Annotated in this window: 16 protein-coding genes; 3 read left to right on the plus strand and 13 right to left on the minus strand. The window is 72.1% G+C overall.

Translation table 11 applies throughout. The annotated features are described in order from the left end of the window. Nucleotides 1–54: 54 nt before the first annotated feature. From ACFY9V_RS20790 to rsmI, 8 genes are all read right to left on the minus strand, one after another. Nucleotides 55–1782 (minus strand): hypothetical protein, encoded by a 1728-nt coding sequence (locus ACFY9V_RS20790; RefSeq protein ID WP_391162319.1) that lies wholly within the window; start codon nucleotides 1780–1782, stop codon nucleotides 55–57. A gap of 204 nt (nucleotides 1783–1986) precedes the next feature. Beyond that, complete coding sequence (locus ACFY9V_RS20795) at nucleotides 1987–3777, minus strand: ATP-binding cassette domain-containing protein (RefSeq protein ID WP_391162320.1); 1791 nt, start codon at nucleotides 3775–3777, stop codon at nucleotides 1987–1989. 86 nt (nucleotides 3778–3863) lie between these two features. Continuing rightward, nucleotides 3864–4796, minus strand: a complete 933-nt coding sequence (locus tag ACFY9V_RS20800) for a 4-(cytidine 5'-diphospho)-2-C-methyl-D-erythritol kinase (protein WP_391162321.1) — start codon at nucleotides 4794–4796, stop codon at nucleotides 3864–3866. Nucleotides 4797–4931: 135 nt separating this feature from the next. After that, nucleotides 4932–5831 carry a 16S rRNA (adenine(1518)-N(6)/adenine(1519)-N(6))-dimethyltransferase RsmA gene (gene rsmA / locus ACFY9V_RS20805; protein WP_391162323.1) on the minus strand — a complete coding sequence of 300 codons (900 nt, stop codon included), beginning with the start codon at nucleotides 5829–5831 and terminating at the stop codon, nucleotides 4932–4934. A 70-nt stretch (nucleotides 5832–5901) separates the two neighbouring features. Then, entirely contained in the window at nucleotides 5902–7047 is a 1146-nt protein-coding gene (locus ACFY9V_RS20810) for a ubiquitin-like domain-containing protein (RefSeq protein ID WP_391162324.1), read from the minus strand. Between the two features lie 146 nt (nucleotides 7048–7193). Further along, on the minus strand, nucleotides 7194–8081 hold the full coding sequence (locus ACFY9V_RS20815) for a TatD family hydrolase (protein WP_391162325.1): 888 nt from the start codon (nucleotides 8079–8081) through the stop codon (nucleotides 7194–7196). A gap of 35 nt (nucleotides 8082–8116) precedes the next feature. Next, nucleotides 8117–8716 (minus strand): hypothetical protein, encoded by a 600-nt coding sequence (locus tag ACFY9V_RS20820; protein ID WP_391162326.1) that lies wholly within the window; start codon nucleotides 8714–8716, stop codon nucleotides 8117–8119. Nucleotides 8717–9067: 351 nt separating this feature from the next. After that, the gene (gene rsmI / locus ACFY9V_RS20825) at nucleotides 9068–9943 is read right to left on the minus strand and encodes a 16S rRNA (cytidine(1402)-2'-O)-methyltransferase (RefSeq protein ID WP_355337951.1); all 876 of its coding nucleotides are present in this window, start codon (nucleotides 9941–9943) and stop codon (nucleotides 9068–9070) included. A gap of 315 nt (nucleotides 9944–10258) precedes the next feature. Between rsmI and ACFY9V_RS20830 the strand changes: the two genes are divergently transcribed. The 3 genes from ACFY9V_RS20830 (at nucleotide 10259) to ACFY9V_RS20840 (ending at nucleotide 14794) form a co-directional block, all read left to right on the plus strand. After that, nucleotides 10259–11983: a phospholipid carrier-dependent glycosyltransferase gene (locus ACFY9V_RS20830; protein ID WP_391043451.1), complete on the plus strand. Its 1725-nt coding sequence runs from the start codon at nucleotides 10259–10261 to the stop codon at nucleotides 11981–11983. Nucleotides 11984–12232: 249 nt separating this feature from the next. Then, a complete protein-coding gene (locus tag ACFY9V_RS20835; RefSeq protein WP_391162327.1) occupies nucleotides 12233–13867 on the plus strand; it encodes a penicillin-binding transpeptidase domain-containing protein in 1635 nt (544 codons plus the stop codon). Nucleotides 13868–13948: 81 nt separating this feature from the next. Continuing rightward, nucleotides 13949–14794 (plus strand): DMT family transporter, encoded by an 846-nt coding sequence (locus tag ACFY9V_RS20840; RefSeq protein WP_355337945.1) that lies wholly within the window; start codon nucleotides 13949–13951, stop codon nucleotides 14792–14794. A gap of 3 nt (nucleotides 14795–14797) precedes the next feature. Here ACFY9V_RS20840 and ACFY9V_RS20845 read toward each other — a convergent pair whose 3' ends face one another. The 5 genes from ACFY9V_RS20845 to ACFY9V_RS20865 all read right to left on the minus strand — a co-directional run bounded on the left by ACFY9V_RS20845 (nucleotide 14798) and on the right by ACFY9V_RS20865 (nucleotide 21037). Then, complete coding sequence (locus ACFY9V_RS20845; protein ID WP_391162328.1) at nucleotides 14798–15730, minus strand: RNA polymerase sigma-70 factor; 933 nt, start codon at nucleotides 15728–15730, stop codon at nucleotides 14798–14800. A gap of 4 nt (nucleotides 15731–15734) precedes the next feature. Further along, complete coding sequence (locus ACFY9V_RS20850) at nucleotides 15735–16724, minus strand: NAD-dependent epimerase/dehydratase family protein (protein ID WP_391162329.1); 990 nt, start codon at nucleotides 16722–16724, stop codon at nucleotides 15735–15737. 158 nt (nucleotides 16725–16882) lie between these two features. Continuing rightward, nucleotides 16883–17725, minus strand: a complete 843-nt coding sequence (locus tag ACFY9V_RS20855; protein WP_391162330.1) for an SDR family oxidoreductase — start codon at nucleotides 17723–17725, stop codon at nucleotides 16883–16885. Nucleotides 17726–17729: 4 nt separating this feature from the next. Next, a complete protein-coding gene (locus ACFY9V_RS20860; protein ID WP_391162331.1) occupies nucleotides 17730–18914 on the minus strand; it encodes a serine hydrolase in 1185 nt (394 codons plus the stop codon). A 338-nt stretch (nucleotides 18915–19252) separates the two neighbouring features. Further along, entirely contained in the window at nucleotides 19253–21037 is a 1785-nt protein-coding gene (locus ACFY9V_RS20865; RefSeq protein WP_391162332.1) for a glycoside hydrolase family 6 protein, read from the minus strand. Nucleotides 21038–21244: the final 207 nt, after the last annotated feature.

Genomic DNA, 21244 nt, shown 5'->3' on the forward strand with positions numbered 1-21244 from the left:
CCGCGCCCCCTATCGAACAGAAGGTTCCGGCGAATCCGGAATTACCGTAGCTCGTCAGCCGAAGGTCACCAGATAGGTCTGGTCGGACGAGGAGGCGTACACCGTGCGCGTCGCGATGATGAAATGACCGTCGTGCCAGACGGGGTAGCTGCGCATCGCCGACACGTTCAGCTTCTGTGAGGCGTCGGTGTCGAACTGCGCGTAGGTGGTGAGCGCGCCGCTGGCCGGGTCCAGGGTCACCAGACGGCCCTGCACGTCGTAGCCGGCGGGCTCGTACGCGAGCACCTTGCCGTCCTCGATCGCCAGGCCCTGGATGTCGTGCTTGCTGTCGGGCTTGGCGATCCACTTCTGCTTGCCGTCGCTCAGGTTGAACGCGACGATCCCGCTGAGCACCTGGCCGTTGCTGTCGTGCTTGCTCGTCAGCGACAGATAGAGGGTGTCACTGCTGACGATCACATTGTGCACGGCCTGCATCTCGGTGCCGTCCGTGCTGATGTCGTACTTGTCGGTGCCGAGCGAGACCCGCGACTGGAGACGGCCGTCGACGATCGTCGCCACGTCCGTCTGCCTCTCGCCCTCGGTGCCGAGCACCACCACCACCGGGTCGGTGGAGACGACGGCCGAGACCTTGGTGCCGACCGGCGCCGTCCACGACCATTTGGCGCTGCCGTTGTTGTCCGGATCGATGACCTGGACCTTGTACGTCTTGTAGCCGCAGTTGACGATCGCCACGAACTGCTTGCCGCCCGCGTAGCCGTCGTCCTCGCAGTCACCGTTGCCCGACCGCCACAGCACCTTCTGGGTGCTCAGCCGGTAGCCGATCGAGCCCTCCAGCCAGTCCACGCCGAGCGTGTCGCCGCTGATCGCCATCTCGCTGTAGTCGAAGTCCGCCTTCTCCGAACTGCCGACCGGCAGCTTCGCCGTCCACACCGCCCTGCCCGCCGCGAGATCGATCACCATGACCTGCTCGCAGTTGGCGCCGAACTGGACGGCCGTCAGGTTGTTGTTGGAGTCGCGCGCGGCCGTGCAGTCGCCGCTCGACGGTGTCGGTACGGTCCACGCCACCGCGCCGGTGCCCAGGTCGTAACCGACGACCTTGTCGATCTCGTTCTTCACCACGTACTTGTCGGTGAACCAGACGCCGAGGACGCTCTTCAGATTGTCCTTCGACGCCACCGGGTCCGCGGGCTTGTCCCACTTGTACGACAGTGTCGAATTGTGCGTCTTGGCGGTGTTCGTACCGCCGTTGGCGCCACCGGCGTTGGCCTGCGGCTTGGGCGCCGGGTCGTCGCCGCCGCCGCTCTTGGTCGCGAAGTACACACCGCCGCCGATCACCAGCACCGCGGCGACGACCGCCGCGACGATCACGATCAGCTTGTTGTTCGACGAACCGCCTGAGGGGGCGGGGTAGCCCGAGGGTCCGGGCCCGTACGGCGGCTGTTGCTGCTGCGGATAGCCGTACGCCTGCTGCTGCGGCGGGACCTGGCCGGGCTGCGGGTAGCCGTACTGCGGGGGCGGTGTCTGCCCCTGCGGCACCTGACCGGGCGGCGGGGGCGGGGGCGGCACCTGGCCGGGCGGCGGCGGAGGTCCCTGCCGGCCGCCGTACTGCTGCTGCGGGAAGGCCGGTTGGGTGGGCGCCTGCGCGTACGGGTTCTGGCCGGGGGGCACCGGCTGCGCGTACGGGTTCTCGTTACCGGGAACCGGGCCCGCCTGGCCCGGGTATCCGTAACCACCGCCGGGCGGCGGCGGGTTTCCGGGGGGCGGCGGGGGCGGCTGCGACATCAACAGGTCCTTCGGGCACAGGTGAATCAGGGACGGATGAACGGAAATTCTTTCTATCACCCGCCCCCACCACCCCCTCGGGGAGCGGCCCGACCGTTACCTGGCCGCTACACGTCTTCACACGTCGAGGGATTCTGCTTCACCTGCGAAGGGGTGTTACCCGCCCCAGGTGAAGGGGTCTTACCCGCCTCATGTGAAGGGGTGTTACGCGTCCTCCGCCAACTCCAGCCAGCGCATCTCCAGTTCCTCGCGCTCCTCGCGCAGCGCGCGCAATTCGGCGTCCAGGGAGGCGACTTTCTCGAAATCGGTCGCATTGTCGGCGATGCCGGTGTGCAGCTTCGCCTCGCGCTGGCCGAGTTTGTCGAGCTGCCGCTCGATGCGCTGGAGTTCCTTCTTCGCCGCGCGGGTGTCGCCCGTGGGCTTGTCCTTGGCGGGCGCCGGGGCGGGCGCCGCGGCCTCGGCGACCCGGCGGCGGCGCTCCAGGTAATCGTCCACCCCGCGCGGCAGCATGCGCAGACTGGCGTCGCCGAGCAGCGCGAAGACGCGGTCGGTGGTGCGCTCCAGGAAGTACCGGTCGTGGCTGATCACCAGCATCGAGCCGGGCCAGCCGTCCAGCAGGTCCTCCAGCTGGGTGAGCGTCTCGATGTCGAGGTCGTTGGTGGGCTCGTCCAGGAACAGCACATTGGGCTCGTCCATCAGCAGCCGCAGGATCTGGAGCCGACGGCGCTCACCGCCGGACAGGTCGCCGACCGGCGTCCACTGCTTCTCCTTGGTGAAGCCGAACTTCTCGCAGAGCTGCCCCGCGGTCATCTCCCGGCCCTTGCCGAGGTCGACGCGCTGCCGCACCGACTCCACGGCCTGGAGCACCCGCCAGTTCGGGTCCAGTTCGGCGACCTCCTGGGAGAGGTAAGCGAGCTTCACCGTCTTGCCGACGACCACTTTGCCGGCCGCCGGCTGCTGGTCGCCGCCGGTCGCCGCGGCCTCGGCGAGCGCCCGCAGGAGTGAGGTCTTGCCCGAGCCGTTGACGCCGACCAGGCCGACGCGGTCGCCGGGGCCGAGCTGCCACGTCAGGTGCTTCAGCAGCACCTTGGGGCCCGCTTGGACTGTCACATCCTCCAACTCGAAGACGGTCTTGCCGAGGCGGGAGTTGGCGAATTTCATCAGCTCCGCGGTGTCGCGCGGCGGCGGCACGTCGGCGATCAGCTCGTTCGCCGCCTCGATGCGGAAGCGCGGCTTGGAGGTGCGGGCCGGGGCGCCGCGGCGCAGCCAGGCCAGCTCCTTGCGCATCAGATTCTGCCGCTTGGTCTCCTCGGTGGCCGCGATCCGTTCCCGCTCGGCGCGCGCGAACACGTAGTCGCTGTAGCCGCCCTCGTACTCGTACACCGAGCCGCGCTGCACGTCCCACATGCGGGTGCAGACCTGGTCGAGGAACCAGCGGTCGTGGGTGACGCAGACGAGCGCGGAGCGGCGGGTGCCGAGGTGGCCCGCCAGCCAGGCGATGCCCTCGACGTCGAGGTGGTTGGTCGGCTCGTCCAGGACCAGCAGGTCCTGCTCCTCGATCAGCAGCTTCGCGAGCGCGATCCTGCGCCGCTCGCCGCCGGAGAGCGGGCCGATGACGGTGTCCAGGCCGAGCGGGAAGCCGGGCAGGTCCAGGCCGCCGAACAGGCCGGTCAGCACGTCGCGGATCTTCGCGTCGCCCGCCCACTGGTGGTCGGCGCGGTCGCCGATCACCTCGTGGCGCACGGTCGCGGCCGGGTCGAGGCTGTCGCTCTGCGTCAAGACGCCCAGTCGCAGCCCACCCTGGTGGGTGACGCGGCCGGTGTCCGGCTCCTCCAGCTTGGCGAGCAGCCGGATGAGGGTGGTCTTGCCGTCGCCGTTGCGGCCCACGACGCCGGTGCGGTCGCCTTCGGAGACGCCGAGGGACACGGATTCGAGCAGCGCTCGCGTGCCGTATGTCTTGCCGACGGCTTCGACGTTGACCAGGTTGACGGCCACTCTCGTACGCTCCAGGGGTTCGCGGGGGTTCTGCTTCAGCGTAGTGCGGCGCGGTGAGGTGCCGGTTCCGGGTGGTGCCCCGGCGGTCAGGGGGCGGGGACGACGGTCGCGCCGGGGGCCGGGGAGGCGGCCGGGCGGGCGGTGCGGCAGGTGCCGGACGCGGTGAGGGTGACCGCGATCTTGGCGGCGGTGTCGGCGTCCGGCGCGAGGAAGGCGCAGGTGGGTCCCGAGCCGGAGACCAGCGCGGCGAGCGCGCCCGCGTCCGTGCCGGTCGCCAGGGTGTCGGCCAGCGCGGGCCGCAGGGACAGGGCGGCGGCCTGGAGGTCGTTGACCAGGACGGCGGCGAGCGCGTACGGGTCGCCGGTGCGCAGCGCGTCGATCAGCGCGGGGTCGGCGACGGGCGCAGGTACGTCGTCGGTGGTGTCGCCCGCGCCGGACTCGCGGCGCAGGCGGTCGCACTCGCGGTAGACGGCCGGGGTGGACAGGCCGCCGTCGGCGACGGCGAAGACCCAGTGGAAGGGGCCCGCCACCTCCAGCGGCGTGAGGATCTCGCCCCTGCCCTCCCCCAGCGCAGCGCCGCCGACCAGGCTGAACGGCACGTCGCTGCCCAGCTCCGCGCAGATCGCGAGGAGGTCGGCGCGCGGGGTGTTCAGGCCCCACAGGGTGTCGCAGGCGAGCAGCGCCGCCGCCGCGTCCGCGCTGCCGCCCGCCATGCCGCCCGCCACAGGGATGTCCTTGGTGATGTGCAATCCCACAACGGGATCGACGCCATGGTGCGCGGCGAGCGCGACCGCCGCCTTGGCCGCCAGATTGGTGGCGTCCAGCGGGATGCTGTCGGTGTCCGGGCCGGACGCGGTGATCGTCAACGCGTCGGCGGGCACTGCTGTCACATGGTCGTACAGGCCGACCGCCAGAAAGACGTTCGCCAGGTCGTGGAAACCGTCGGGGCGGCGACCGCCGACCGCGAGCTGGACGTTGACCTTTGCGGGCACGCGGACGGTGACGGGTGCGGCGGTCACTGCTGGCTCCCTTGCGAGGGTGGTGCGTACGGAGGGCGGTCCGCCGGGCGCGGCGGATTCACGGGGTGGGGATTCACGGGCTGGGGATTCGCGGGCGGCGGGTACGGGCGGCGGCGGGTTTACGGTGCGGCGGCGTCAGACCGCGGGCTTGTGCTCGGCCGGGGGCTTGTGTTCGGCCGGGGGCTTGTGCTCGGCGACGGCGGCGAATTCCTCCACCGTCAGCTCCTCGCCCCTGGCCTGCGGGGAGACCCCTGCGGCCACCAGCGCGGCCTCGGCGGCCGGGGCCGAGCCCGCCCAGCCGGACAGCGCGGCGCGCAGCGTCTTGCGGCGCTGGGCGAAGGCCGCGTCGACGGCGGCGAAGACCTCTTCGCGGGTGGCGGTGGTCTTCGGCGGGTCACGCCGGGTCAGCGAGACGAGACCGGAGTCGACGTTGGGCGCGGGCCAGAAGACATTGCGGCCGATGGAACCGGCGCGCTTGACCTCCGCGTACCAGTTGGCCTTCACCGACGGCACTCCGTACACCTTGTTGCCCGGCCCCGCGGCCAGCCGGTCGGCGACCTCGGCCTGGACCATCACCAAGGTGCGCTCGATGCTCGGGAAGGCGGCGAGCATGTGCAGCAGGACGGGCACCGCCACGTTGTACGGCAGATTCGCCACCAGGGCGGTGGGCGGCGGCCCCGGCAGTTCCGTCACCCGCATCGCGTCGCTGTGCACCAGGGCGAAACGGTCCGCCCGGTCCGGCATGCGCGCGGCGACGGTCGCGGGCAGCGCTGCGGCCAGCACGTCGTCGATCTCGATCGCGGTGACCCGGTCGGCGGCCTCCAGCAGCGCGAGGGTGAGCGAGCCGAGTCCGGGACCGACCTCGACGACCGCGTCCTCGGGGCGTACCCCGGCGGTCCTGACGATCCGCCGCACCGTGTTCGCGTCGATGACGAAGTTCTGCCCGCGCTGCTTGGTGGGGCGCACCCCCAGTGCCGCGGCCAGTTCACGGATGTCGGCCGGTCCGAGGAGGGCGTCGGGATCTGTCGTACTCACACCCGCAAGAGTACGGGGCGGCCGGGGCCGCCCTCGCGGACCGGACCTAGGGCCTGTCCGGCGGAAGGCCCTAACCGCCCAGGTGCCGCCCGCAGACCGGCCAGGGGGCGGCGCCGCGCTGGACGTACAGCTTCTTGGCCCGGTAGGTCTGCTCGGCGGCGGGGGCGTCCTGGGGGCGGCCCTGGCCGCCGATGCTGTGCCAGGTGTGCACGTCGAACTGGTAGAGCCCGCCATAGGTGCCGGTCGCGTCCACCGCGTCGGGTCTGCCGCCCGCCTCGCACTGCGCGAGGCCGCCCCAGTTGAGGCCGTCGGCGCCCGTGACGGCGGTGGGCAGCGGTCTGGTGCCGACGCGTACGACCTCGGTGACCGGTTCGCGCGCGGTCACCGACTCCACGACGCGCGGGCGCTCCCGGACGCCGTTGACGGTGCGGTAGGCGTAGGTGACGCGGCGGACGCCGTCGCGGCCCGGCCGGTCCACGGCCTCGGTGCCCTGCGCGAGCGTCGCGTCGGGGTGCTTGCGGGTGCGGAAGGGGATCGGTTCTTCGCGGGTCTCCTGGTGGCCGGAGATCCGCAGCACCGAGACGGTCTGGCCGTCGCGGGGGAAGCTGTCGGCGTCCACGGAGGTGGCGTCCTGGCCGCCGAGGGTGACGCCCGCGTCCGCGACGGCCTGCCGGACGGTGGCGGCGTTGGTGCGCACGGTGTGCTCGCGGCCGTCGGCCAGGACGGTGACCGTACGTTCGGTGCGCACGTCGAGGAAGAGGCCGTGGCGGCCGATGGACGCGTCGCGGGAGGCGTTGAGATACGCGCCCTCGGCCCGTACGCCGAGCTGCCGCAGCGCTTCCGCGACGGTCTTGCCGGTCGTCCACACCCGCTGGTGACGGCCGTCCACGGTGAGCGTCAGCGGACGGCCGTAGCGGACCACCACGTCGTCGCCGTCGTGCAGCGCCTCGCCCGGCGCCGGCGCCACGATGTCGTGGTCGCCCACCTCGACGCCCTGCTCGTGCAGCACGTCGGTCACGTCGTCGGCGAAGGTGTGCAGCGTGCGCGGCCGGCCGTCCACGGTCAGCCGTACCGCCTTGTCGGCCAGCACGTACGCGCCGGTGCCGCCCGCCAGGACCGCCATCACCAGCGCCCGCGGCACGATCGCGCGGCCGGTCCGCCGGACGGCGGCCGCCGGATTGGCGGCGGCTCGGTGTGTGCCCTGCGTATTGCTCACGACGGCTCGCTCCACGGCTGCGGGGTTCCGGTGCGGGGAACCGGGAACGTAGCCGACTTGTCGCCACCGGCCAAGCCCTCGCCGTCACGTGGCGTCGTCACCTCCGGTCGCGCGAAGTCACCTGTCCGGGTGAGCGCGTGGAAACGTCAGTAGGCGAACGCCCTGGCGGTGTTGGCCGCGACGGCCGTCGCGAGGGTGTCCTCGTCGATGCCGCGGGCCGCGGCCATCGCACGCAGCGTGACCGGAATGAGGTATGGCGCATTCGGCCGTCCGCGGTAGGGCACCGGCGTGAGGAAAGGCGCGTCGGTCTCCACCAGGAGGCGGTCGAGCGGGGCGACGGCCACCGCGTCGCGCAGATTCTGCGCCGACTTGTAGCTGACGGTGCCGGCGAAGGAGAGGTAGAACCCTTGCGCCGCGCAGACTTCGGCCATCTCGGCGTCGCCGGAGTAGCAGTGGAAGACGACGGTGTCCGGGGCGCCCTCCTCGTCGAGGATGCGCAGCACGTCGGCGTGCGCCTCGCGGTCGTGGATGACCAGCGCCTTGCCGTGCCGCTTGGCGATGTCGATATGGCGACGGAACGAGTGCTGTTGGGCGGCGACACCGTCGGGCCCGGTGCGGAAGTAGTCCAGGCCGGTCTCGCCGACGCCGCGCACCTGGGGAAGGGCGGCGAGCGCGTCGATCTCGTCGATCTCCCGGTCGAGCCCCTCGATGCCGCGCGGCGCCTGCGGGCCCCCGTAGGAGCCCTCGGGCGCTCCGTGGACGATGCGGGGCGCCTCGTTCGGGTGCAGGGCCACGGTGGCCCAGATCGCGTCGTGGGCGGCGGCCGTCTTCGCCGCCCAGCGGGAACCCGCGAGATCGCACCCCACCTGGATGAGGGTGTCGACGCCGACCGCGGCGGCCTGGGCGAGGGCCTGGGGAACCGTGCCCGGCTGCATGTCGAGGTGGGTGTGGGAATCGGCGACCGCGACCCGCAGCGGCTCGGGCACCGGCGGGGCGGACTTCTTGTCGTCGGCCTTGGCGTTCTTGTCGGGCATGGCCCCGATCCTAAGGACGCGGGGCCGTCGTCCTGTCAGGCGGTGTCGGCTCCCCCGGACTGCTCATCGCACTGGAGGCCGGGCTGCGCTCCGGGCTGGGTGTCGGGCCGCCCGCCGTGCTTGCCGTGCTGCTTGGCGTGCTTGCCGCGCTCCCCGTGTTTGCCGCGCTCCCCGTGCGGCTTGCGGTGCAGGAAGTGCAGGACCGACCAGTGGTGCTCGCGGCGCACACCGCGGTCGCCCCGCGGGTGGGCCCATACGGAGGCGACGCCGGAGACCTGCCCCGAGCGCATGATGCGTACGTGCGTACCGCCGCAGTTCAGGCACGCCGGGCGGGTGAGCGGTGACGGCACCCTCGCGCCGTCCGCGAGGTAGACGACGAAGGCGTGGCCGGACGCGTCCACATGGTGCTCGATCTCGTACGCCTGCTCCCAGCCGTGCCCGCAGTTCAGGCAGGCGAAGGCGTACGCCTCCGCCGCGTTCCGGCCCGACTCCTCGCGCGCGGCGGCCGCGCGGTCGGGTGCGGCGGCCGGGCCGTCGGGCGCGGGGCCGGTGACGGTCACCGTGACGGGTACGGCGGGCGTACCCGGTGCGGCGGCGGCGACGGGACGGGGATCGCTTCCGATGGTCTCGCTCATGGCAGCTCCTGCGTGCCCTCCGGACACGGTGTCCGGAGCGGGACTTTGCACCTACCAGCGAACGCCCGATTTGCCCGCTCCGCAGGAGATGCGCCCGACTCTTGAGCCAGATTTGGGCCCGTATGTGGCAGATGGCGGATATTGCTTTGCCATGCATACGGTTTAGGTTCTTACGGCGCCAAAAGGGCGGCCCGTCGGGATTGTGCGCCCGGGAATCAGGGCATCAGGCGACGGATTCCGCGAACGGCGGTCGCCAGGCCGTCAGAAAACGGTCCTCGGACCGCAGGCCGCCGCGCCGTCAGAAAACGGTCCTCGGGCCGCACGCCGCCGGGCCGTGCGGGGTCCCGGTCCTCAGGCGCCCGGGGGCAGTTCGCCGGTCCGCTTGGCGGCGACGACGGCGTCGAAGACCTCCCGCTTGGGCAGGCCCGCCTCGGCGGCGACCGCCGCGATGGCCTCCTTGCGCCGCTCGCCCGCCTCTTCCCTGGCCGCCACCCGGCGGACGAGTTCGGCCGGGTCGAGGTCGGCGGGGCCGGGTTCCGGCGCGCCTTCCACCACGATGGTGATCTCGCCGCGCACCCCCTGCGCCGCCCACAGCGCGAGCGCCTTCAGCGGCCCGCGCTTGACCTCCTCGTACGTCTTGGTCAGCTCCCGGCAGACCGCGGCCCTGCGCTCCTCGCCGAACGCCTCCGCCATCGCCGCCAAGGTGTCGTCGATCCGGTGCGGCGCCTCGAAATACACCAGGGTGCGGCGATCGGCGGCGACCTCGCGCAGCCGCGACAGCCGTTCGCCCGCCTTGCGCGGCAGGAAGCCCTCGAAACAGAAACGGTCCACCGGCAGCCCGGAGACCGCCAGCGCGGTCAGTACGGCCGACGGGCCCGGCACCGCGGTCACCTTGATGTCGCGCTCGACGGCCGCCGCCACCAGCCGGTAGCCGGGGTCGGACACCGACGGCATCCCCGCGTCCGTCACCAGCACGACCCGGGCGCCGCCCTCCAGCGCCTCGACCAGCTCCGGGGTGCGCCCGCTCTCGTTGCCCTCGAAGTACGAGACGACCCTGGCCGTCGGGTGCACGTCCAGCGCGTGTGTGAGACGGCGGAAGCGGCGGGTGTCCTCCGCGGCGATCACATCGGCGGCGAGCAGTTCCGCGCTGAGGCGGGGCGGGGCGTCGGCGGGGTCGCCGATGGGGGTTCCGGCCAGAACGAGGACGCCGACGGCTGAGGTGGTCACGCCCCCAGCCTCCCACCTGCCCGCCGTATCCCCTCAATCGCGCCCAGCGCCCAGCGTCCAACGCCCACCGCCCCGCGCCCCCGCCCCGCTCCTCGGAGCCGGCCGCACGGCGCGTGACCAGGATCACGCCGGGGCCCTCGCCCGCCCCCGCGGCCCCGCACGAACGGCATCGGCCCCGATCCCGGCCGCCCCACCGCCCGGAAACCGCCCGGAGACGGCCCGCGCACCCCTGGTTACCGGCCGGGATTGCGGACAAACCCGGGCGGTGAGCCCGGACCTCATCGCTTTCTCAGGGGGTTTCCCTACGATGGGCCGGTGACAAGTGAGACCGCGACGCAGGACCGGGCCGACGAGGGCTTTCGGGTGGAGGCGGAGTCGAGCGCGTGGGCGCGACGACTGCGCCGGTTCGGCTATGCGGAACGGACTCGGATCGACACCCGCGACCGCCTCGTACCGCCGTTCCCCGAGCCGGGCACCCGGATGTGGGAGGCGCTCGGCCTCGGCCCCGTCGCGGCCCACCGGGTGGCGAAGTGGAGCGGCTGGCTCGGCCCGCTGCTGGTCGCCGTCTTCGCCGGGGCGATCCGCTTCTGGCACCTGGGCAACCCGCGTGACGTCGTCTTCGACGAGACGTACTACGCCAAGGACGCCTGGTCGCTGCTGAAGCTCGGCTACGAGGGCACCTGGCCCGACGGCAAGGTCTCCAACCCGCAGATTCTGGCCCACCCCCAGGTGATCCCGCTCTCGGACGCGCCCGGCTATGTCGTGCACCCGCCGATGGGCAAGTGGGTGATCGCGGTCGGCGAGTGGATGTTCGGGCTCAACCCCTTCGGCTGGCGCTTCATGATGGCGCTGATCGGCACGCTGTCCGTGCTGATGCTGTGCCGGATAGGGCGACGGCTGTTCCGCTCCACGGCGCTCGGCTGCGTGGCGGGCACCCTGCTCGCGGTCGACGGCCTGCACTTCGTGATGAGCCGGATCGCGCTGCTCGACCTCGTCATCTCCTTCTTCGCGCTCGCCGCGTTCGGCTGCCTGCTGATCGACCGCGACTGGTCGCGGGCCCGCCTCGCGCGCGCCCTGCCCGTCGACGAGAGCGGTTACGCGGGACCCGACCGGCAGGTCGGCGACCGGACGGGCATGGGCTGGCGGCCCTGGCGGATCGCCGCCGCCGTCTGCCTCGGCCTGGCCTGCGCCAGCAAGTGGAACGGCCTGTACTTCCTGGCGGTCTTCGGCATCATGACCGTCGTCTGGGACATCGGCTCACGCCGCCTGGCCGGCGCCCGCCGCCCGTACCTCGCCGTCCTGCGCAAGGACCTGGGCTGGGCCGCGCTGACGATCCTGCCGGTCGCCCTGGTGACGTATCTGCTCTCCTGGTCCGGCTGGTTCCTGTCCGACAACGCCTACGGACGGCACTGGGCGGACGCCCGCGGCGGCACCTGGTCGTGGATCCCGGCCCCGATCCGCAGCCTGTGGCACTACGAGGTGCAGGTCTACGACTTCAACGTCAATCTCCAGACCCCGCACCCCTACCAGTCCAACCCCTGGAGCTGGCTCGTACTCGGCCGCCCGGTCTCGTACTTCTTCCAGTCCCCCAAGAACGGCGAGGACGGCTGCCACGCGGCGGCCGGCTGCTCCCGCGAGATCATCGCGCTGGGCACGCCCCTGCTGTGGTGGTCCGCCTGCTTCGCCCTCATCTACCTCGTCTACCGCTGGGCGATGCGCCGCGACTGGCGCGCGGGCGCCATCCTGTGCGCGGCGGGCGCCGGTTACCTCCCCTGGTTCCTCTACCAGGACCGTACGATCTTCTTCTTCTACGCCGTCGCCTTCGTCCCCTACCTCTGCCTCGCGGTCGCCATGATGATCGGCGCCTTCCTCGGCCCACCGAGTGCGAGTGAGGGCAGACGTATGTGGGGCGCGGTCGGCGCGGGCACGCTTGTCCTATTGATCATCTGGAATTTCATCTACTTCTTCCCGATCTATACCGGTATGACGATTCCGTACAGCAGTTGGCAGGCCAGGATGTGGTTCGACTCCTGGGTCTGACCGGGGTCCGGGGCCGGGGGCCGAGCGCGGGGGCCGAGCGCCGGGGGGCCGGACAGCGCTACGGGGCCGGGGGCGGACAGCGCTACGGGGCCGGGCTGAGTTTTCCTGGGACGGGTGAGGGTCCCGGGAGGGCTGTTTCCGTACGAACCCGTGCCCGGACTGAGACCTTCCTCCGCGCAGGGGTCCCGTAGGGTGCTACAGCGCGCGTTCCTTGAACGCGTTCAAAGGGGAGGGGGAGGTCTCGTGCCCATGTCACGGGGTGTCAAGTCGGGGATCATCGGCACGGTGTTCGTCGGAATGCTCGTGGTCGCCGGGTACGGCGCCTACAACGTCTACGACTCGCTGGAGGGCGGCGGCGGGGGCGGCGGCACGTCCGCGCGGCCCAAGCCGACGCCGGTCAACACCGCGCCGCCGAGCGCCGCCGAAGTCACCGACGTCGGGGACGACTTCCTGACCGCGTGGTCGTCGGGCGACATCACGCGGGCGGCGGCCCTGACCGACTCGGTGCGGACGACGACGGCCGCGCTCACCGCGTACAAGACGCAGGCCCATGTGACGTCCGTGCAGCTCACCCCCGGCACACCGGCGGCGACGACCACCACGACCATGCCGTTCACGGTGACCGCGCAGGTCACGTACGACGGCGTCACCACCCCCTGGAGCTACCGCTCGTCGCTGACCGTCGTACGCGGCGCGAGCGGGAAGCCGGTCGTGCGGTGGAAGCCGTCCGTGATCAGCCCGGAACTGGGTGACGGCGACCAGCTCGTCACCGGTCAGGCCAAGGTGCCCGAGGTGGATGTCGTGGACCGCAAGGGGCGGGTGATGGACCCGGCCGACTATCCGTCGCTGAGCCGCATCATCCCCGACCTGCGCACGCGGTACGCGGACAAGCTGGGCGACGGCACCCCCGGCATCGAGACGTACGTCCAGAAGGCGGACGACTCGGCCGGCAAGACGCTGAACGTGCTCAAGAAGGGCAAGCCCGTACGGTTGGACACCACGCTCGACGCCACGATCCAGAAGGCGGCCGAGAAGGCGGTGGCGGGCAAGGACAAGTCCGGGGTGACCGCCGTCGACACCACGAACGGCGCCATCCTGGCGGTCGCCTACGGGCCGGCGTCCGGCACCGACTACGCGTTGCAGGACAAGGCCGCGCCCGGCTCGACGTTCAAGATCGTCACGGCGGCGGCACTGCTCCAGCGCGGTCTGACGCCGTCCTCGCCCGCGAAGTGCATCAATGGTGCGAACTACGGTTACGGCAAGGCGTACAAGAACGACGGCGGCATGAACAACCCCGGCGCCTCGCTGCAATGGGACTTCATGAAGTCCTGCAACACCGGCTTCATCCTCCAGGCGAAGACGCTCGGCGCGACCGGACTCGTGGACACGGCCGAGCAGTTCGGCCTGACGCAGGGGTGGAACATCGGCACCGTGTCCCAGGACCCGGTGGTGCCGGGCGGCACGGGGGACGAGCTGACGTCGGAGATGATCGGACAGGGCACTCTTCAGATGAGCCCGCTCATCATGGCGTCCGTCGCCGCGACCGCCAGCACCGGTGACTTCCACCAGCCGCGGATCGTCGCCAAGAGCCTCATCGAGGGCCCCATCGCCACCGCCTCCGGCATCCCGTCGAAGACGACGCAGTATCTGCGGCAGATGATGCGCGCGACCATCACCAGCGGCACGGCCAGCGGTGTGATGAGCGGATTCGGCCCCAACTCCGGTGCCAAGACCGGTTCCGCCGAGACCGACACCTCCGCGGAGGCCAACGGCTGGTTCACCGCGTACGCGGGCCATGTCGCCGCCGCCGCCGTCGTCCACAGCGGCGGTCACGGCAACCAGTCCGCCGGCCCCATCGTGGCGGCCGTGCTGCGCGCCTCCTGACCCGCCGATGCGTCCGTCGCACCGGCCCAGCCGTCTGAGCGGTCCGCGCCGTACGAGCAGCCCCGGCCGTTCGAGCCGCGGATGACGCCGTTGGTCGTCGCCGTCGTCCTCACCGCCGCGATCACGCACGCCGCGTGGAACGCCATCGCGCACGGCATCAAGGACCAGGTCCTCGCCTTCACCCTCGTGGGCGGCGGCGGGGCCCTGTGCGCCCTGGCCCTGCTGCCCTTCGCGGCGGTGCCGCACGCGGGCGCGTGGCCGTATCTGATCGCGTCGGTGGTCATCCACCTCGCCTACCAGTACCTGTTGATGCGGTCCTTCCAGCTCGGCGAGTTCGGGCAGGTCTATCCGATAGCCCGCGGTATCGCGCCGCTCGCCGTCACCGTGCTGGCGGCCGTCTTCGTCGCCGAACGGCCGGGGCCCTGGCAGACCGCGGGCGTCATCACCTCCTGCGCCGGACTCGGCGGCGTCGCCCTGTGGGGCCTGCGCGGCAAGCGCCCCAACTGGCCCGCGCTGACGGCAGCCGCCGGTACGGGACTGACCATCGCCGGGTACACGGTCGTGGACGGCGTCGGCGTGCGCGCCTCCGGCAGCTCGCTCGGCTACATCGCCTGGCTCCTGCTGTTCCAGGGCCTGGTGATCCCGGCCGTCGCATTCTCTGCGCGCCGCAGAGAATTGGCCGCGCAGCTAAGACCCGTCGCCCTGCGCGGCCTCCTCGGCGGCGCCCTGTCCATCACCGCCTACGGCCTCGTCCTGTGGGCCCAGACCCGCGCGCCGCTGGCCCCGGTCGCCGCCCTGCGCGAGTCCTCGATCATCGCGGGCGCCGCCATAGGCGCGCTGTTCTTCAAGGAGCACTTCGGCCGTCCCCGTATGGTCGCCGCCGTGGTGGTCGTGACCGGCATAGGTCTGATGCTGCACGCGAGTTGACGCTCACCCGGACAGGCCGCGCAGCTTGTCGGGGTTGACCTGGAAACGCAGTTCGTGGATGCGGCCGCCGGCGGCGAGCTCGAAGGTGAGGGCGCCGGCGGGCGCGCCATGCAGGGTGAAAAGCACACCCGGCCGGCCGTTGACGGCGGCCGGTGCGGCGGTGATCGCGGCCAGTTCGGGCTTGCCCAGGACGCCGAGGACCCACCGGGCCACATGGTCGGCGCCGCGCAGCGGGCGGGTGGCGGCCGTCACCTTGCCGCCGCCGTCGGACCATGCGGTGACGTCCGGGGCGAGCAGCGCCAGCACCGCGTTGAGGTCGCCGCCCGCGCAGGCCGCGAGGAACTTCTCGGTCACCGCCGCGCGGGTGGCGTCGTCGGCGTCGTAACGGGAGCGGCGCGCCTGGATGTGCGCGCGGGCGCGGTGCGCGGTCTGCCGTACGGTCGGCTCCGCGCGCTCCACGGCCGCGGCGATCTCCGCGTACTCGTAGCCGAAGACCTCGCGCAGCACGAACACCGCGCGCTCCAGCGGGCTGAGCGTCTCCAGGACGACGAGCATGGCCATGGACACCGAGTGCGCCGTGTCGGTGCGGTCGGCGGCGTCGGGCCCGGTCAGCAGCGGTTCCGGCAGCCACGGGCCGATGTACGTCTCGCGGGTGGCGCGCGCCGAGGTGAGCCGGTTCAGGCAGAGCCGCGAGACCGTACGCACCAGGTAGGCGGTGGGGTGGCGGACGTCGGCGCGGTCGGCGCGCGCCCACCGCAGCCAGGTGTCCTGGAGTACGTCCTCGGCGTCGGCGACGCTGCCCAGGAGGTGGTAGGCGGTGGAGAACAGCAGCCGCCGGTCGCGCAGGAAGGCGTCGTGCTCGCGCGCGCCGCCGAGGTCGCCCTGTGGGCGCTCGTACGTGCCGCCCGTGCGCCGTTCCCCCGTGTCGTCCGTCATCCGCTCAGGCTGGCAGCAGCGGCCCGGCCCCGGCAACCGGCCCGGCGGCGATCGCCCGCACGCCCTGCGCGCTGTCGCGGTACGACGGCCGCCAGCCCAGTTCTGCCGCCGCCTTCGCGCTGTCCAGTTTCAGCCGGGTCCCCATGATCGCGCGCATCAGCGGGGTGGCGCGCAGCACCCAGGCCGGTACGGTCAGCGGGCGCGCCACTCCGTACGCGTCGGCGACCGCGCGGATGTGGGTGGCGAAGCCGAGCGGCCGGTCGTCGGCGATGTTGTACGCCTGCCCCGGCCGCCCCGAGGTGACGGCGAGCGCGACCGCGCGGGCGGCGTCGCCAGCCTCCACCCACGACACCTGGCGGTGGGTGTCGTCGACGACCGGCATGGTGCGCTTGCGGAGCAGCGGCAGCATCAGGGTGTCGGTGACCCCGGCGCCGTAGAAGAGGCCGAAGCGCAGGGCGACGCCCTCGACGCCGTCCGCGCCCAGGACCAGCTCCTCGTTGACGCGCATGGCCGCGACGTGCCGCTCCAGGTGCTTGTCGTCGCTGTGCGGCCCGAAGGGCGTGCCCGCCTCGGTGACCGGACCCTCACCGTGGTCGCCGTACCCGTAGCCGAACATCATCGACTCCGTGACGCAGCGCCACGCGCCGGTGGTGCGGGCCGCCTCCAAGAGGTGCCGGGTTCCGGCCGTACGCAGCGTATTGGTGCCGTCCATGTCCCGGTGCCTGGTCATGGACTTGCCGGACAGCGCGGTCGCCGCGTGCACGACGACGTCGAAGCGGAGCCCGTCGACCGCGCGCAGCAGCGCGTCACGGTCGAGGAGGTCGGCGCGGATGTCGTGGGCCGCGCCCCTGCCGAGCTGTACCACCTGGTGCCCGGCGGCTGTCAACTCCTTCGCGGCGGAACGTCCCAGGACGCCGCTGCCGCCCGCCAGCAGAATCCGCAGGCCCCCGCCGCCCGTGCGCCGGTCGCTTCCCGTGTCCTTCGCAGCGTCCATGCCGTCCGTCCCTCGTCCCGTGCCGGGGCCGGACCCACACAGGCCGGCCGCCTCGTCGATGCCCATAGGACAAACGGCCCGGCGCCTGCGTGACAGAAGCGGAGGTGACCTGCGTCACTCTTTCCCGGCGGCGCCGACGGCGGCTCCCGCCGCGGCTCCTACGGCGCCTCGTCGTCGTCGGTCCCGGCCGACAGCGCGTGGGTGAACCCCGGATTCGCGGAGAGGATGCCGCCTTCGACCGGCAGCGTGACGCCGGTGATCCAGGACGCGTCGGCGGAGGCCAGGAAGGTGACGGCGGCGGCGATGTCGGCGGGTTCGCCGACGCGGCCGAGCGGGTACAGCCCCGCGGCGGTCTCCAGCATGGACTCGCGGCCCGCCCACGCGGGCGTGCGGATGGTGCCGGGCGCGACGAGGTTGACGCGGACGCCGCTGGCCGCCGCGTGCACGGCGAGCGTGCGGGTCAGCGAGATCAGTCCCGCCTTGGCCGCACTGTAGGAGTGGTTGCCGAAGTACGACATGCCGTTGACCGAGCCGATGTTGACGATCGCGCCGCGCCCGCCGGTCGCGGCGGCCAGGTGCGGCAGCGCGGCGCGGGAACAGCGCATGGCGCCGGTCAGGGTGACGTCGAGGTCGCGCAGCCAGTTCTCGTCCGGCTCCTCGGTGAAGTCCTCGGAGTGATCGCTGCACGAATAGGCGTTGTTGACGAGGACGTCGAGGCCGCCGAAGGCCGCCACCGCGTGCGCGACCGCCGCGTCCACGGCCGTACGGTCGGCGACGTCGCACCCGACCGCCTCCGCCCGTCCGCCGTCCTCGCGGATCGAGGCGGCGGTGCGTTCGGCCGCTTCACCGTTGAGGTCCGCGAGGAGTACGGCGGCGCCTTCCGCGGCGAATCTGCGGGCCGTCGCCTCGCCGATGCCCCGCGCGCCGCCGGTCACCATGACGGTGTAGGTCGCGAATCGTTGCCCTGAATACGCCGCCGCAGCTGTCCCGTTACGCACCATCGGGTCAGCGTAGGCACTCCCGTACCGCCCTGACCAGGGCTTGGGCACGGGGATCCGCGGTGACGTTCTTCTGCATGCCGTTGGTGACGTAGCCGAAGCCGATTCCGCTCGCGGGGTCCGCGAAACCGAGGCAGCCGCCGCGGCCGGGATGCCCGAAGGAGCCGGGCGCCAGCAGCGGGGACGCCGGGCCGTGCAGCATGTATCCCAGGCCGAATCGAGTGTTGACGATCAATACTCGATCCGGCCCCTCGGACTCCACGGTCCGGGCGGCGGTGAGCGTGGCGGGCACGAACAGCCGCGGCCCGTCGGTCAGTTCCCCGATCAGGGCCGCGTAAAAGCGGGCCAGCGAGCGCGCGTCGGTGATGCCGTTGGCGGCGGGCAGCTCACCCGCGCGATAGGCGGGGTCGTTCTCGTCGGGCCGCGGCGAGATCGCCCCGAAGGCGCGCATGGTCAGCGACTCGGGGTCGGCGTACGCGTCCTGCACGGACCGCTTGGGCCGGGCCCGCAGCGCGCCGGAGACGGCCGGTTCGGGCGTGACGGTCTCGGCGGTCCCGCCCACCCGGTGCGCCTGCCCCGGCGGCAGCCCCACCCACAGGTCGAGGCCGAGCGGCCGGGCGATCTCCTCCGCGACGAAGCGGCCGACCGTCCGCCCCGACGCGCGCAGCACCAGCTCCGCGACCAGCCAGCCGTAGGTGTGCGCGTGGTATCCGTGCGCCGCGCCCGGCGGGAACTGCGGCTTCTGCGCGGCCACCGCGCGCGGCCCCGTCGTGCCGTCGAGCGCCTGCTCCGGCGTCAACGCCGTGTCCAGCGCGGGCACTCCTGCCCGGTGCGCCAGCACGTCCCTGACGGTCACCCGCTCCTTGCCGTGCGCCTTGAACTCCGACCAGTACGCGCCCACCGGCGCGTCCAGATCCAACTGGCCGCGCTGGTGGAGCAGCAGCAGACAGGCCGCGGCCACGCCCTTGGTAGCCGACCGGACGATCTGCACGGTGTCCTCGGCCCACGGCTTCCCCGAGGGCTCCCCGGCCGACGCGGCACCGCCCCACAGGTCGACCACCTTGCGGCCGTGCCTATAGAGCGTGAAAGCGGCGCCGACATCCCCCCGGCGGGTGAAATTCTGGGCGAAAGCGGTACGTACCGGCTCCCAGCCGTCCTCCGCCGTGCCGTGGACGTCCGTGAACGCGTCCATGAATGCCGCCTCCGCCTGCCGCTCCGCCGGTCCACCCGCTGCACCGAACTCTGCGGCACCCATGGTGCACGACGAAGATGCGCGTTCTGTAAACAGGCGGTGGGACGGGCCGTATACGCGGCCGAGCGCGGGCGGCGGCGGGGCGGCGCCAGTTCCCCGCGGGCGGCGGCGGGGCGGCACTCGTTCCATCGCGGGCGGCGGCTGGGCGGCGGCTGGGCGGCGCCCGTTCCCCGCGGCATGAGCCGGAAAACCACCCGGGCCCGCGGCGGGCCCGCGACCCCGGCCGGAGAGTGTCCGGCCGGAGCGCGGGACCCGTCACGGGCCCGGTGGGGGGTCCGCTACGGGAGCGGCGGGTACGCGTTCTGCACGAGCTGGTGGAACTGCGCCGAGAACCAGGCACCCGCGAGCGGGGCGTTGGCCAGGGCACCGGTCGGGTTGTTGCCGTTGCGGGCGTTACCGGTGTAGGTCGGGTCGCACATCCGGTCGAAGCCCTTGCCCTGGTCGTTCGGGATCTGGGTGCTCGAACCGTCGGACTCACCCGGAGGCTTCACCCACACGTAGGCGTCGATACCGGCGGCGGGCGCCGCGGTCGGGCGCTCACCGATGCCGGCCCCGGACTGGTTGCACCAGTTGCCGGCGTGGATGCGGCGGTCGATACGGCCACCGTCGACGTAGGTGTCAACGGTCGTGGTCGCCCCGGGACCGGCGGGACGCGAGGCGCCGCCCCAGCCGTTGCGGGAGGTGTCGATCAGCATGCCGATGTTGGAGTTGAAGCCGTCCGACACCAGGAGGTTGCGCAGGGCCTGCGCGTAGCTCTGCTCATCGACGTATTGATTCCAGTCAACCCACTTGGACTGACGAATGGTGGTGCCGTTCACGCTGTCCGTGACCTTGAAGTTCGGCTCCACGGTGGCGCTGTAGTTGGCCGTGTTGACGATGAAGCCCTGGACGTCGTTGACGGTGGCGCCACCGGTCTTCGCGGCCTTCAGGAACTCCTGCGCGGCGGGCGCCAGGTTGGTGTCCCAGCCGAGCCAGGCGTGGTGTCCGGCATCGATGTAGTTGTACGTGTTGCCGATCGCGCCGAGCTTGGCGAGCGCGTAACCGACGCCGTTCTCGTAGTTGCCGTTGGCCTTCATCGTGGCGCAGGCGTCCGTCGAACCGGCGGTGCCGCCCGCGTTGGTGACCAGGTTGGGCAGCGAGTCGGGCTCGATGATGTTGACGATCCGCAGGCCCGCGTACTTCGGGTCCGACATGATCGCGGCGATCGGGTCGATGTACTCGGTCTTGTAGCGGCCGATCTCCGTCGCGCCCAGTTCGCCGTTGGAGGCGAGCGCGGCGCAGTCACGGCCGGGCAGGTCGTAGATGACCAGTTCGATGGTGAGCGGCTGGCCTGCGGCCTGCTGCACCGCCGCGTCCAGGTGGGCCTTGAGCCCCATGGCACCGTTGGTGCCCGCGATCGCCGCGATCCGGTCCAGCCACACCGCGGTGGACTGGTTGGCGATCTTCGATCCCCCGTCGGCCGCGGCCTTCGCTGACCAGTCCGGGTTCACGTAGCCCTTGGCGCCCGCGTACGGGTTGTCGACCCTGGTGCCGGGCGGCGGCGAGGTGGGCGGGGTGGTCGGCGGCGTCGTGGGGGGCGTCGTCGGCGGAGTGGTGGGGGGTGTGGTCGGGGGCGTCGTCGGCGGGGTCGTACCGGTGCCGCCGCCGCACACGACGCCGTTCAGGGTGAACGACGACGGCTTGGTGTTGGTGCCGCTGTACGAGCCGTTGAAGCCGAAGGTCGCCGTACCGCCGGTCGCCACCGCGCCGTTGTACGACAGGCTCGCCGCGGTCACGGCCGCGCCCGTCTGGCTCACGGTGGCGTTCCAGCCCTGGGTGACCTTCTGATTGCCGGGGAAGTTCCAGCCGAGCTGCCAACTCGTGATGGCCGGGCCGGTGTTGGTGATCGTCACCTGCGCGGTGAAGCCGGAATCCCACTGGCTCACGTCGTAGGCGACCGAGCAACCGGCGGTGGCCGCCGAGGCGGATGTCGTACTCATCGCGGCGACCACGCCGCCTGAGGCGACGACCATCAGGCCGGCCGCGAGCGCGGCGGTTCTGCGTCGGACTGTCGGGACTGCCATGTGCGAACAACCTCCATAGGGGGGATGGACCCCTCGAAACGACTTCGCGGGGTCATGGGAGGTGGTGCGGTGAAGCATGGTTCGGTTACACGCTCTTAACGTGGGAGCGCTCCCATAGTGGGCAGGCGGTCCGCTCCTGTCAATGCTTGGCGCTACGTCCATGGAGTTGGTCCCGGACGGGGGCCGGGCGCCAACACCTCTGAAACG

This window comes from Streptomyces sp. NPDC008317, assembly GCF_042955955.1.
GTDB lineage: Bacteria > Actinomycetota > Actinomycetes > Streptomycetales > Streptomycetaceae > Actinacidiphila.